Here is a 13,272-nt window from a genome sequence, read left to right as displayed (position 1 = left end):
CGGTCCGTCGACTCACGCAGCGGCTACTGCCGGGCCGCGACCGTCGTGCCGGTGTCGGGCGGCAGTTCGCCCATCGCCTGCAGCAGCGCCGCCGTATCGGTCATCCGGCGGCTCGCGGCACGCACCGCGTCGAGTTCCGCGTTCAGATAGGTCTGCTCGCTCGACCGTTGCGCGGACATCGGAACGGCACCCAACGTGCGGCGTTGCGCCGTTTCGTCGAACGCTTCGCTTGCCGCGCGCGCCGCGAGTTCGTTCGCGGCCAGCGCTTGCGCGTCGTTGTCCAGCGCGGCGAGCGAATCGGCGACGTCGCCGAATGCGGACAGCACCGCCGCCTTGTACTGCAGCACTGCGGCGTCGTATGCATCGCGCGACGCCCGCCGGTGAGCCAGCAGCGCACCGCCGTGGAAGATCGGCTGCGACAGCCCGGCGCCGACGGCCCACAGCCCGCCCGCGCCCGACAACAGCGCCGGCCAGCTGAAGCCGCCGCGCCCCATCGTCGCGGTGAGCGACAGGCTCGGGAACAGCTGGGCGGTCGCCTCGCCGACGTCCGCCGATGCCGCCTTCACGGCTGCCGCGGCCGCGCGGATGTCCGGGCGTGCCTTCAGCAGGTCGGACGGCACCGCCACGGGCACATGTTCCGGCAGCGACAGGCCGGTGAAAGACGGGACCGGCGGCGGTGCGTCGGGCGTGCGGCCCAGCAGGATCGCCAGCGCGTGAACCGCGCTCGCACGTTGTTGGCGCAGCGGCGGCAGCGTCGCGGCAAGCGACGCCGCACCCTGCGTCGACGCCAGCGCTTGCACGTGTGACACCGCGCCGAGCGCGTAACGCTGCTGGTCTTCGAGTGCGGATGCCTCGGCGACGGCGACCAGGCGCTCCGTCAGCAGGATCTGGCGGTCGAGCGCCGCGGCGCGGATGGCAGTGCCGACGATGTTGGCCGCCAGCGCACGCCTTGCCGCTTCGAGTTCGCAACCGCGCACGTCGACGCGCGCGGCGCTCGCCTCGTTCGCATATCGCGTGGCGCCGAACAGGTCGAAGGTGTAATGCGCCTGCAGTTGTCCGACGAAGACGTTGTAGCGCAGGCTTTGCGCGCCTGCGCCTGAGATGTCCGGCGTGCGCGTGCGGGCCACCTGCGCGTTCGCGTCGATCGACGGCAGCGTCGACGCGCCGATCTGCGCGCGCAGTTCCTCCTGCGCGGCGGCGAGCGTCTTTTCCGTCGCGGCCAGCGTCGGGTTCGCGCGCAGGCCTTCATCGACCAGCGCGTCGAGCGCGCTGGAGCGATACAGGCGCCACCATTGGGGGACAGGCACGGCGCCGACGTCGAATTGCTGCGCGACGCCCGCCGCCTCGGCGGTGCGCGATGCCTGAGGCGTCGCGCCGTAGTACGCCGGCGACGGTATCGCGGGCGGCGTACTGCTCGGGGCCATCGCACAGCCGCCCAGGCCAAGCGCCGCGCTGGCGGCCAGCATCGATGTGATACGAGAGGGTTTCATCAGCATGTCTCCGAGGACGCGACGTCCAATGCGCGCGACTCGCGTTCGTCGGCGCGCACCTTGAAGCAGGTCGCGTAGAGCGCCGGCAGGAAGAAGATGGTCAGCACGGTCGCGATCGTGATGCCGCCCATCAGCGCGGTGGCCATCGGGCCGAAGAAGCCGGAACGCAACAGCGGAATCAGTGCGAGTACCGCGGCGGCGGCCGTCAGCATGATCGGCCGGAAGCGGCGCACCGTTGCGCCTACGATCGCGGTGAAGCGTGGCTGCCCGGCCGCGATGTCCTGGTCGATCTGATCGACCAGGATCACGGAATTGCGCATGATGATCCCGAACATCGCGATCACGCCGAGCAGCGCGACGAAGCCGAACGGCTTGCCGAACAGCAGCAGTGCTGCGACGACGCCGATCAGGCCGAGCGGTGCCGTCAGCACGACGATGAAGGTGCGCGAGAAGCGCTTCAGCTGGATCATCAGCAGCGTCAGCACCGCGATGATCATGAGCGGCATCTGCGCATTGATCGACGTCTGGCCCTTCACGCTTTCCTCGGCCGCGCCGCCGATCTCGATCCGGTAACCGGTCGGCAAAGTGGCGCGTAGCTTCGACAGCGCGGCGTCGATGTCGCGCGTCACGCCGATGCTCGGCGCTTCGCCGCGCACGTCGGCCTGCACGGTGACCGTCGGCTGGCGGTCGCGCTCCCAGATCACGCCATATTCGAGCGTGTCGCGCACATGGCCGATCGTGCCGAGCGGCACCGGACCGTGCGGCGTCGGGATCGCCAGGCCGGCGAGTTTCGACGGGTCGATGCGTTCGCTCTTCGGCGCCCGCAGGTCGACGTCGATCAGCTTGTCGCGCTCGCGATATTGCGTGACCGTATAGCCGGACAGCGTCATCGCAAGGAAACCCGATACGTCTTCCGACGTCACGCCGAGCTGGCGTGCCTTGAGCTGGTCGATCTCGAACGAGACCGACCGCTCGGCCGGCTCGTCCCAGTCGAACTGCACGTTGCGCGTGCGGGCATCAGCGCGCACCTTGTCCGCCACTTTTTCGGCAATGTCGCGCACGGTCGCGATGTCGTCGCCGCTGACCCGGAACTTGATCGGGAAGCCGACGGGCGGCCCGTTTTCGAGCCGCGCCACACGCGTGCGCATGGTCGGGAACCCGGTCGCGAGCGTCGACTCAAGCCAGTGCGACAGTCGGTCCCGCGCCTCGACGTCCTTGGTCGTGATCACGAACTGCGCGAAGTTGGGCTGCTGGAGCTGCTGGTCGAGCGGCAGATAGAAGCGCGGCGCGCCCGTGCCGACGAAGTCGACGACGTGATCGATTTCAGGCCGACCGTCGAGCGCCTTTTCGAGCCGCTTCGCCTCACGCAGCGTCGCGTCGAACGAAGCGCCTTCCGGCAGGCGCACGTCGACCAGCAGTTCGGGCCGCTCGGAATTCGGGAAGAACTGCTGCGGCACGCGCGTGAATGCCGCCATCGCGATCGCGAACAGCACGGCGGTGACGCCGAGCACCACCCAGCGGCGCTCGATGCAGACCGAGATCCAGCCGGACAGCCGGCGGTAGAACCCCGTGTCGTACACCTCGTCACCATGCGCGTGACCGTCGCGATGCGCGTGCTCGGGCAGCATGTGGTAGCCGAGCAGCGGCACCAGCACGACGGCCGCGAACCACGACACGATCAGCGAGATGGCCGACACCTCGAAAATCGAACGCGTGTATTCTCCGGTGCTCGATTTCGCGAGCGCGATCGGCAGGAAACCCGATACCGTGACGAGCGTTCCGGTGAGCATCGGGAACGCCGTGCTCGTGTATGCGAACGCCGCGGCGCGTGCACGGCTCCAGCCCTGCTCGAGTTTCACCGCCATCATCTCGACGGCGATGATCGCATCGTCCACCAGCAGCCCGAGCGCGAGCACCAGCGTGCCGAGCGACACTTTGTCGAGGCCGATGCCGAACGCGTGCATGCACAGTGCCGTCACGGCGAGCACGATCGGAATCGTGATGACGACGACCATGCCGGTGCGCAAGCCTAGCGACACGAGGCTGACGACGAGCACGATCGCGACGGCTTCGCCGACCGCTTCGACGAAGTCGTCCACCGAGTGCTTCACGGCATGCGGCATGCTGGACACCGCGGCCAGCTTCAGACCGGCCGGCAAACCGCGCTGCAGCTCGGCTGCCTTCGCGTCGAGCGCCTTGCCGAGATCGATTACGTCACCGCCTTTCTGCATCGTCACACCGATGCCGAGCACTGCGTGACCGTTCGTACGCATCTGCGTGACCGGCGGATCGTCGTAGCCGCGCGTGACCTTCGCGACGTCGCCGAGCCGGAACGTCCGGCCGTTCACCGTGATGAGCATGTCGGCGAGCGCCTGCGTGTCCTTAAACGCACCGCTCGGTCGTACGAACACGCGATCGTCGGCCGTCGTGACCGTGCCTACCGGGGCGACGGCGTTTTGCGCGTCGATGGCCTGCGCGAGCTGCTGCGGCGTGATCGCGAGGCGCGTCAGCTGCGCATTCGAGATTTCGACGAACACATGCTGGGCGGGGTCGCCGAAGTAGTCGACCTTCGCGACGCCCGGCACGCGCAACAGCACGGAGCGCAGCTTGTCCGCGTAGTCGTGCAGTTGCGCGGGCGAGTAGCCGTCGCCCTCGAGCGCATAGATGTTGGTGTAGACGTCACCGAATTCGTCGTTGAAGAACGGGCCGACGACGCCCTTGGGCAGCGTCGCGCGGATGTCGCCGACTTTCTTGCGCACCTGGTACCAGGTTTCCGGCACCTGGTCGACCGGCGCCGAATCCTTCATCGCGAAGAAGATCATCGACTCGCCGGGGCGCGAGTAGCTCTTGATGTTGTCGACGTAAGGCGCGGCCTGAAGCTGACGGCCGATCCGGTCCGTGACCTGTTCCTGCACTTCGCGCGCAGTGGCGCCCGGCCAGTACGTCTGGATCACCATGGTGCGAAACGTGAACGGCGGATCCTCGGACTGTGCGAGACGCGTATAGCCGATCACGCCGAAGATCGTCGCGAGGCCGATGAGGAAGATCACCAGTTGCTGATGCTTCAGCGCCCATGCGGAGAGGTTGAAACGGCCGTCGTCGTGCGATGCCGCGCCGGTTCGTGCACCGAGCGCGCCGTCGGTCGAGGGTCGGTGTTCTGGGGCATTCATGACGTGAAGTCCTCCGCATGCAGCGGCGGCACGACGCGGACGTGCTGGCCGGTACTGACCGTATGGACGCCTTGCATCACGACACGTTCGTTGTCCGCGAGCCCCGACGTGACGGTGATCGTGCGTTCGTCGTAGCGTCCGACCGACACCGGGCGCAGTTCCAGCGTGTCGCTGCCCTTGCGGACGACCCAGACGGCCGGCGCGTCGCCGCGATGAAAGAGGGCGGTGGCCGGCAGCGTGATCGCGTGGTCCGCGGCGATGTCGGTGGCGCCGTCGAACGTGATGCTGGCGGTCATCCCGGAGCGCGCATCCGGCCCCGGTGCGAGCAGCGTCAGCTTCACGCGCCAGGTGCGGCTCTGCGGATCGGCGGCCGCCGCGACTTCGCGCACGCGTGCGTCCAGCACCTTGCCCGGCAGTGCCGTCAGGCTGACGTGTGCGGTGCGGCCGACCGCGAGATCGCGCAGGTCGCGCTCCGAGACGTCACAGACGATGTCGAGGTCCCCGCTCCAGTCCAGATGAAACACCGCCTGGCCCGGTTCAACGTTCTGCCCGGTATCTGCGTCTTCCGACGTGACGACTCCGTCGTGATCCGCAATCAGCGTCGCGTAGCGTAGGTGATCGCCCGCGAGCGCCATTTGCGCAAGGGCGGAATCGCGTTGCGCGACCGCCGATGCATACGCGTCCTGCGTCGTCTCGAGCTGCGCGGGTGCGATCAGGTTGGCCTGAGCCTGGGCGCGGTCGCGATCCAGCTGCTGCTTCGCATAGGCAACGCGATGCTCGGCGGCATCGAGCTGGGCGCGCGCGTTCAGCAGCGTGTTGTGCAGATCCGCGGGATCGAGCATCGCGAGGGTCTGGCCGGCCTTGACGGTGTCGCCGATGCGTACGCGCCGCTCAACGAGCTTGCCGCCGACCCGAAACGACAGCGGCGTCGAATATCGCGCTTGAACCTGTGCGGGCAACACGCGCTGCACTGCGCCGTTGTCCTCATGAACTGGCAGCGCGACCACCGGTTGCAGTTCGGGCGCGGGGGCCTCGTGCGGGTGGCAAGCCGCGAGGAGAATCGCACAGCAGGCGAACGCGATCGGGGCGCGCCGAAGCGGTGGCGCGATGCGCGTCAGAAACGGGCGCGTTGAAGTCCGCGCGTCAAGACCGGGTGATTTCACGATGCTTCCAAGACAAGTGAGGGTCAAACTAAAAAGGGGGCGGCGACCACGGCGGGTCACCTCGGTTTATGCAGATGCGCGCGGGCGTCTCCGCCGACGGTGCGCATGACGATCAATCAGTACTCCGACGTTTGAGGTCCAGATCGTTCCGATTGCCGACATGACACGGCTTGCGCACGGCGATGGCCGTCGAGTGTGCCGACGGGGCCGCCTGCGCGTCACCGACGCTCGCTGGCGTGGGTCCGAAACAGTGTCTGGACAGGAACCGGTTCTGCGATTTTCGAGATTAGACTCATAACTGATAATATTGTCAAGTATGAGTGAATAATCTAGAATTGCGTCATGCAGAAAATTCTTATGGAAAGGGAAGGTGCGCTCGTGGACGACAAACCGGTCCGGCCGCGTCGCCCGAACGCGTCAGCGGCTGAAGCGGAACAGCGTCAACCGCGCGGTGCCCGGCGCAAGGAGGCGACACGTATGCGCTTGCTGCGGGCGGCGTTCGGTCTGATGGCGGAAAAGGGCAGGGACAACGTCGCGATCAGCGAGATCACCGAGGCGGCGGATGTGGGGTTCGGCTCGTTTTACTACCACTTCGAATCGAAGGACGGCATCTTCGCCGCGCTGACGGAGTGGGTGTTCGACGATTTTGCGGACGGACTCGAGCGTCTTGCGAGCGGTTTGTCGGATCCGGCCGAGGTCGTGTCGGTTTGCGTGCGTCACACGTTGATGCGCGCGCGCCGCGAGCGGCTCTGGGCGCGGTTCCTGATGCGGGAGGGACTTTCCGCGCGCGCGCTCGGCCACGGGCTGGGCCGGCGTTTGCGGCGGGACAGCGAGCGCGGAATCGCGGCACGCCGCTTCGTCGTCGGCGATCCGTTCATGAGCGTGCTCGCGATGACGGGGACGATCTTGGCGGCAATCGCGGCGGAGTCCTACGCGGGCGACGCGGCTGCGGGCGCGGCGCGAAAGCCGATGGGGGACGAGGGCCGGCTCCCCGAGCGGGCTGCGGCGATGGTATTGCAGACGCTCGGCCTGACGTGTGCCGAGGCACTTGACGTGGCGAACCGACCGTTGCCGCCCGGCGACTTCGCCGCAGCGGAGAGCGGTTGACCGGCGGTCGCCGCCGACACAGGTCCGGCCGATCCACTAGGTAGGGGTCCCTTCGATCTCCGTGCATTTTTCCGGTTACAGGTCGCTTGGCCCAGCAATGCCTTGCCTTGCAGCCCTAAATAGAAATCTTTAAGAATCAGTGCGTTGCTGACTACCCTGTTCTGAGGGCAATAAGGAGATCGATCATCTCCTCGATGTGTCGCATGGATAAACGTCGCACTTTGGACGCCTGGCGGGGCATTTCTGAATCGAGGGCCGCCACCGGACCCCATCGCTGCGTTTTCTACGTGCTCCTTCGACAAATTCGCGTGCACGAGCGACGTCAATGCCTCTTCCGCCGGTGCGTTGGCCGCAATGCCGGCCGACACGGCGACGGTTTTGGCCCCTGCACGGTCCGCCGCCTCGGCCAGCATCGCGTCGCGTGACGGGGAGTGGGCGTAAAAGCCGCCATGCGTCAGGTCGGCTTCCTTCATGATGTCGGCGACACCGGTGCCGTCATAGCCGCTGCGCCGGATCGCGCGCGCGGCGCGCTCCGACAATGCGTTGGTTGGTCAGTTCCTTGCGTCGAGATGCGGTTCGTGGAAACAGCTGCGCATTGAAATGATGTGTATCAAATACCAGTTCCGCGTCTAGGCGCGGATCAGCAGGCGCTACCGTCTCATAGTTTATTCGGGCCTCTTGCCGACGCTCCCGCTGGCGGGGCCGGCGAGGCCCCATGCCGGGCGGCCGAACGAGCAATTCGGCCCGGGATGCCTGGTCGTGTCAGGTCCCTCTTCGCTTACGTGTCGGCGCGGTCGATTCGACTTCCTGTGTGCTCGCCCGCATGCCTACGACGCGGCTCGTGGCGGCCTCGACGCTCGCGCGCGTCGCGCCGAGGCCGACGACCAGGTTGTTGCACATCGGCACCAGGATCTCCGAAGGCGGATCCGCCACGTCGGCAAAGTGACCCGCCAGCTCGAGCGTGACGAATCCATGCACCGCGCCCCAAAGTTGCAGGCCAATGTGAACGGGATCGGTTTGCCGCACGCACCCGGTTTCCACCAGACGAGCGCATGTATCAACCAGAAGGGCAAATGCCGCCTTGAACGCTGACGAATGTACGCTCGGGACCGCATTCGCGCCAGCCCGAGCCGGACCATATCTGCTGTGGATTGAGAGGCCGAACATCAAGTCGTACAAATGCGCATTGCATCGTGCAGCATCCCGATGCGCCAGCGCCATCGCGCACAGATCGGCCAACGGATCGTCAGTTTTTGGAACCTGTTCGAATGCGGCGACCAGCCTTCGAAGCCCCTCGTCGGCAACGGCCCGAAGCAATTCCGGAACACCGCCGAAATAGTTGTAAACGCCGATCGTGGACAGGCCTGCTTCGTTCGCTACCGAGCGCGCCTTGACTTCGGAGGGCCCATTCGTCGCAAGCAAACGAATCGTCGCTTCGATGAGACGGGTGCGGACATCAGGGTTTGACCTATCAGTGGACATATTGCGGAGGCCTCATAACGAAGTTATTCTACCAAATAACGAAGTTATGGATAGTGACCTCGAGCGGGCAAAAGGCTGAATGGACGTCATGCCCGTCACGCAGCCCTCGATGACAGACATGCAGCATTGGCTTGGTATTAAGTAATGCGAAACGATAGGGAAGAGCGCTTGAATTCGCTGTGTCGGCGCTTTCCCTTCGCGCAGCCAATGCGACGCTGAAGGCCGTCATTGTCTTCCACGTGGAACCAGCGGCGAATGCCTGCAACAGCGCGAATTTCGATCATCGAATCGAAGCCGCCTCGAGAGGCGCGTGCCGTGATAGACCCACGAAGAGCGTATCGGCTCTTCAAGTTTCAGAGGATTCGGAGATGAAAATGACACCTGCGATGCCCGGGCGCCTCGATATCGAAGCCCGAGGCACCGTATTGATCGTACGACTGGACGGCGGTCCGCTGGGGCTGATGGGACTGAACATGGCCAACGCGCTCGCCGCGCTGGTGGACAAAGTGGAATCTGACGATTCCGTCAAAGCAGTCGTCCTGACAGGAACGCATCCGGGGCGATTCATCGGCCACGCGGACGTTCGTTGGCTGCAGGAGGGTGGCAAGAGCATACCGGAAGTGGGGCTGGGTCTTGCCTCCGCGATCGCGCGCGCCTCCGCCGCAGTTCGACGCGTGCCTCCGCTGGCGGCCGTCGCCTCCGTCACGCCGATGGAGGGCGGGATGCAACTGGATGCATTGCACGACACGTTCCTGCGGATGAATCGGTGTGGGATCATCTTCGTTGCCGCGCTCAATGGGTCGGCGCTCGGCCTGGGCAGCGAGCTTGCACAGGCGTGCGACGTCCGCCTGATGGCGGATGGTGATTTCTTCATTGGGCAGCCGGAAATACTGCTCGGCATCAATCCCGGCGGCGGCGGCACGCAACGCCTGACTCGACTGGTGGGCGCCCATCGTGCCCTCATGATGATGCTCGAGGGGCGCCCGGTGCAGCCGAGAAAGGCGCTCGAAATCGGCCTCGTTGATGAAGTGGTATCGCCCGACGAACTGCTCGATCGGGCCGTCGAACTTGCGCGATACATGAGTTCCCGTCCGCGTGACGCAATCGCAGCGATCAAACGGGCGGTGTACCTCGGCGGCTCCATGTCGCTTGAAGAAGGCCTGCATGTCGAGCGCACGGAATTCATTTCTATCTCGCCGACCGAGACCGCGCAATCCTTGATGGTCGAATACCTCGAACGTACCGCTCGCGACGGTGATCTGCCGTTGTACGACCCGGCCGTCTACAAGGAAGCGCTCGAGAGCGGCCGTTTCCCTTTGCACAGCAATGGTTCAAAAAAATGAGCACCCTTTCAATCCCACAGACGCCTCACCGGTTCACGCGCCGGGAAGTGCAGTTCGTCTCCGGCGAAACTTACTGCACGGCGTGGCTCTACCTGCCGGTCGGCGTGAAGCGGCCGCCGGTCGTCGTGCTCGGGCACGGGCTCGGCGCGGTTCGAGAAATGCGTTTGGATGCCTATTCCGAACGGTTTGCAGCGGCAGGCATAGCCGCATTGGCGTTCACGTATCGTTATTTTGGCGACAGCGGCGGCACACCCAGGCAACTGATGTCTGTGAAACGTCAGCTTGCCGACTGGGACGCGGCACTGAATTTCGTCAAAGGGTGTGCCGACGTCGACGGAAACCGCGTCGCGATCTGGGGGAGTTCCTTCGGCGGGGGGCACGCCATTCGCGTGGCCAGCCGTCATCCCGAACTGCTGGCAGCGATTAGCCAGTGTCCGTTTACAGACGGTCTGGCCTCCGCGCTTGCGTTGGGCGTGCGGGCGTCGATGCGCATGACCCCTGTCGTCATGCGTGATTTCGCGGCGAAGCTGTTTGGCCGTCCGCCCGTGATGGTGCCGATAGCCGCCACGCCCGGCCAGCCGGCATTGATGAACGCACACGATGCGCTGTCGGGTTATCTGGCGCTGGTGCCCAAGGGGCTGAAGTTCGTCAATCACGTATCGGCGAGAGTGATTCCTGAAATTGCGACTTACCGGCCCGGACGCTCGGCTGCGAAGGTCCGGTCGCCCATCCTATTTTGTGTCAGCACGACGGATACGGTTACTCCGGCGGATCGGACCATCGCGCTGGTCAAGCACGCGCCGCGCGGCGAAATCAAGCTGTACGGTGCCGGACATTTCGACTTCTATCTGGGCGAGCCCTTCGAACGCCTGGTGTCTGATCAGGTTCGCTTCTTGACCGAACACCTGCTCGGATCCTCGGCGCGCTGATTCGGACGCCGAACGTACCAAACTACCTAGAGAGAGCAATGATGCGCTTTTCCAAACTTCCCGACCTGCGCGCGGCGTCGGCGCCCGACGCGCCATGTATCGCGGATGCCTCTACCGCACTGTCCAACAGGGAGTTTCACGCCCGCGTCGTCGAGGCGGCAGAGGTGTTCGCGAATCTGGGCGTAGGGGCGGGAGACGTCGTCGCGGTCATGCTGCCGAACCGGGTGGAGTTCGTCGTGGCGATGTTCGCCGCATGGCGTCTGGGCGCTGCAGTCACGCCTGTCAAGCCCAGTCTGACGAGCAAGGAGGCCACCCATCAAATCGTCGATTCCGGCGCGAAGCTCGTCATCGACGTGGCCGGTGACGAGGTCGTTCCCGGTATTAATTCCGTGGCGGTTGCAGCACTGCGGAGGGTAGCGCGCGACACCCGGGAGCCGTTCGACAATCCTGCGGCACTGGCATTGCTGATCTACACGAGCGGCACGACCGGCCTACCCAAGGGCGTGATGCTGGATCATGCCAACGTCGAAGCCATGTCGGAAATGGGACTGCGCTCGCTCGACGTCACGTCGGCGGACCACAGCATGCTGGTTTTGCCGCTGTTCCATGTCAACGGCATCATGGTCAGTACCCTCATGCCGCTTATCGCCGGTGGCCGCGTCACGCTGCGCGAGCGGTTCGACATCGACACATTCTTCGACGATGTCGAGCGATGTCGACCGACGTTCTTTTCCGGCGTACCGACGATCTACGCGCTGCTCAACGCGCTGCCAGACCATGTCAAACCCGACACGTCGAGCCTGCGGTACGGGATCTGCGGCGCGGCACCCGCGCCTGCGGATCTACTGAAAAGCTTCGAGATCCGCTACGGGTTTCCGTTGATCGAAGGGTACGGACTGTCCGAAGGCACCTGTGGCTCGACCATCAACCCGTTCGACGGCGTGCGCAAGGCCGGTACGGTTGGCCTGCCATTCGCCGGTCAACGGATTGCGATCGCCGATCCTGACGGAACGCACTTGCCGCAGGGTTCGACTGGCGAAGTGCTGATCCAGGGCCCCAACGTCATGCGCGGCTATCTCGGCAGGCCCGAGGAAACGGCGAAGACCATTGTCGACGGCTGGCTGCACACGGGTGACATCGGGCGTATTGACGAGGACGGTTACCTTTCCATCGTCGGACGCTTGAAAGAGATGATCATTCGCGGCGGCGAAAACATCTATCCGAAGGAAATCGAAGACGCGTTGTCCGAATTCCCGGGCGTGCTCGAAGCGGCTGTGATCGGCGCCGCCGACGAGACGTTCGGCGAAATCGTCATTGCCTACATCGCATCCCGCCCGGGATTCACGTGCGTGGAGGCCGAACTGAAGGAACACTGCGCGGTCCGTTTGACGCGCTACAAGCGACCCGTGGCGATCAACGTCGTCGACAGCCTCCCCAAGAACGCGGTGGGGAAGATCGACAAGCTGAAGCTGCGCGACATGTGGTCGACCGCCAGCAGATGACCCTGGCTGGCAAGCCGGGAACGGCGCTTGCCTCGAGAGGGAACGCGCCACAGGCGCGTTTACGATCACCGCGACCGTGGTAAGCCGGCCCGCAATCTGTCCGACACGTGTTATCGCGCTCCTTGCCGCACTGTTTCTGGATCTCCGACCGATGAAAGAGCCTATCGACATGAAGACGCACTTCACCGTGGCGCACGACCGTCGAGCGCCGCGGCCGCCAGTTGACGCCCGCAGTCCGGACGCCCGACCCTCGATCTTCGTGACAGGCGCAGCTTCGGGGATCGGCCGCGCGTGCGCCGAGCTGTTTGCGCGGCGCGGATGGTTTGTAGGCGTATACGACATCGACGCGGACGGCGCAGCCACAGTCGCTGCCACCCTGGGCCAGCGAAATGCAGTTTCTGGCGCACTGGACGTGAGCGATCCGCAAGCATGGCAGCGAGCGCTTTCGTCATTCTGGACGAGCAGTGGTGGACGGCTCGACGTGCTGCTCAACAACGCCGGAATACTCACGTCCGGGCGATTCGAGGACGTGCCGTTGACCCGACACTACGCGATGCTGAACGTCAACGTCCGGGGCATGGTTACTGGCTGCCATAGTGCGTTCCCGTATCTGCGAGAAACGCCCCGTTCCCATGTCGTCAATATCGCTTCGGCGACTGCGATCTATGGCCAACCGGCGCTCGCGACATACTCGAGCACCAAATTCGCCGTGCGTGGATTCACCGAAGGGCTCGATCTCGAGTGGGCCGAATTCGGCATCCGCGTGAGCGATATCTGGCCGAGCTTCGTCAACACCGCGATGGCTGACGGCTTCAACCAGCTCCATAGCGCGAAATCGCTCGGGATTCGGCTCGTGCCGGCCGACGTCGCGGCAACCGTGTGGGCCTGCGCGACGAGCAGAAGCTTGTTCCATCGAACTCACTGGACCGTCGGCTTGCAAGCGGGAATGCTGGCGCTCGCCACGCGACTCGCGCCGTCCGCACTCACGCGGTGGGTCGTCCGGCGCATTGCGCAGTGAGCGGAACCTCGATCCGGTGCTCGCGCGTCGATTCGATTGCATTCGCGCGGCCGACAACACGTTGAGGT

General features: G+C 65.0%; 9 protein-coding genes and 1 pseudogene. 5 read left to right on the top strand and 5 right to left on the bottom strand.

Annotated features, from left to right (window positions below; translation table 11 throughout):
- Positions 1-23: 23 nt before the first annotated feature.
- The 3 genes from MRS60_RS32720 to MRS60_RS32710 are packed head-to-tail and all read right to left on the bottom strand — an operon-like array spanning position 24 to position 5,823.
- On the bottom strand, positions 24-1,490 hold the full coding sequence (locus MRS60_RS32720; RefSeq protein WP_243566888.1) for an efflux transporter outer membrane subunit: 1,467 nt from the start codon (positions 1,488-1,490) through the stop codon (positions 24-26).
- The gene (locus tag MRS60_RS32715) at positions 1,490-4,660 is read right to left on the bottom strand and encodes an efflux RND transporter permease subunit (protein WP_243566887.1); all 3,171 of its coding nucleotides are present in this window, start codon (positions 4,658-4,660) and stop codon (positions 1,490-1,492) included. The genes MRS60_RS32720 and MRS60_RS32715 overlap by 1 nt, the downstream gene beginning before the upstream one ends.
- Positions 4,657-5,823: an efflux RND transporter periplasmic adaptor subunit gene (locus MRS60_RS32710; RefSeq protein WP_131947003.1), complete on the bottom strand. Its 1,167-nt coding sequence runs from the start codon at positions 5,821-5,823 to the stop codon at positions 4,657-4,659. The genes MRS60_RS32715 and MRS60_RS32710 overlap by 4 nt, the downstream gene beginning before the upstream one ends.
- Positions 5,824-6,165: 342 nt before the next feature.
- On the opposite strand from MRS60_RS32710, the gene MRS60_RS32705 reads away from it, so the two are divergent.
- Entirely contained in the window at positions 6,166-6,930 is a 765-nt protein-coding gene (locus MRS60_RS32705; RefSeq protein ID WP_414855855.1) for a TetR/AcrR family transcriptional regulator, read from the top strand.
- A gap of 172 nt (positions 6,931-7,102) precedes the next feature.
- On the opposite strand, the pseudogene MRS60_RS32700 reads toward MRS60_RS32705, so the two are convergent.
- Positions 7,103-7,485, bottom strand: a pseudogene (locus MRS60_RS32700) (TetR/AcrR family transcriptional regulator); the annotation flags it as partial.
- A gap of 207 nt (positions 7,486-7,692) precedes the next feature.
- Entirely contained in the window at positions 7,693-8,412 is a 720-nt protein-coding gene (locus tag MRS60_RS32695) for a TetR/AcrR family transcriptional regulator (protein WP_126365528.1), read from the bottom strand.
- 368 nt (positions 8,413-8,780) lie between these two features.
- On the opposite strand from MRS60_RS32695, the gene MRS60_RS32690 reads away from it, so the two are divergent.
- From MRS60_RS32690 to MRS60_RS32675, 4 genes are all read left to right on the top strand, one after another.
- Complete coding sequence (locus MRS60_RS32690; RefSeq protein WP_096476065.1) at positions 8,781-9,755, top strand: enoyl-CoA hydratase/isomerase family protein; 975 nt, start codon at positions 8,781-8,783, stop codon at positions 9,753-9,755.
- Positions 9,752-10,684: an alpha/beta hydrolase gene (locus MRS60_RS32685; RefSeq protein ID WP_131947002.1), complete on the top strand. Its 933-nt coding sequence runs from the start codon at positions 9,752-9,754 to the stop codon at positions 10,682-10,684. Before MRS60_RS32690 ends, MRS60_RS32685 begins: the two co-directional genes overlap by 4 nt.
- A 38-nt stretch (positions 10,685-10,722) precedes the next feature.
- On the top strand, positions 10,723-12,186 hold the full coding sequence (locus MRS60_RS32680; RefSeq protein ID WP_243566886.1) for a class I adenylate-forming enzyme family protein: 1,464 nt from the start codon (positions 10,723-10,725) through the stop codon (positions 12,184-12,186).
- Positions 12,187-12,337: 151 nt separating this feature from the next.
- Positions 12,338-13,204: an SDR family oxidoreductase gene (locus MRS60_RS32675; protein WP_243566885.1), complete on the top strand. Its 867-nt coding sequence runs from the start codon at positions 12,338-12,340 to the stop codon at positions 13,202-13,204.
- Positions 13,205-13,272 lie beyond the last annotated feature (68 nt).

This window comes from Burkholderia pyrrocinia (assembly GCF_022809715.1).
Taxonomy (GTDB): domain Bacteria; phylum Pseudomonadota; class Gammaproteobacteria; order Burkholderiales; family Burkholderiaceae; genus Burkholderia; species Burkholderia pyrrocinia_C.
This window is presented reverse-complemented; position numbering and strand designations above follow the sequence as displayed.

Bases quoted from the DNA above. Each gene is read 5' to 3' on its own strand.
- MRS60_RS32720 (WP_243566888.1), bottom strand. From the start codon at position 1,490: ATGAAACCCTCTCGTATCACATCGATGCTGGCCGCCAGCGCGGCGCTT.
- MRS60_RS32715 (WP_243566887.1), bottom strand. From the start codon at position 4,660: ATGAATGCCCCAGAACACCGACCCTCGACCGACGGCGCGCTCGGTGCA.
- MRS60_RS32705 (WP_414855855.1), top strand. From the start codon at position 6,166: ATGCAGAAAATTCTTATGGAAAGGGAAGGTGCGCTCGTGGACGACAAA.
- MRS60_RS32695 (WP_126365528.1), bottom strand. From the start codon at position 8,412: ATGTCCACTGATAGGTCAAACCCTGATGTCCGCACCCGTCTCATCGAA.
- MRS60_RS32690 (WP_096476065.1), top strand. From the start codon at position 8,781: ATGAAAATGACACCTGCGATGCCCGGGCGCCTCGATATCGAAGCCCGA.
- MRS60_RS32685 (WP_131947002.1), top strand. From the start codon at position 9,752: ATGAGCACCCTTTCAATCCCACAGACGCCTCACCGGTTCACGCGCCGG.
- MRS60_RS32680 (WP_243566886.1), top strand. From the start codon at position 10,723: ATGATGCGCTTTTCCAAACTTCCCGACCTGCGCGCGGCGTCGGCGCCC.
- MRS60_RS32675 (WP_243566885.1), top strand. From the start codon at position 12,338: ATGAAAGAGCCTATCGACATGAAGACGCACTTCACCGTGGCGCACGAC.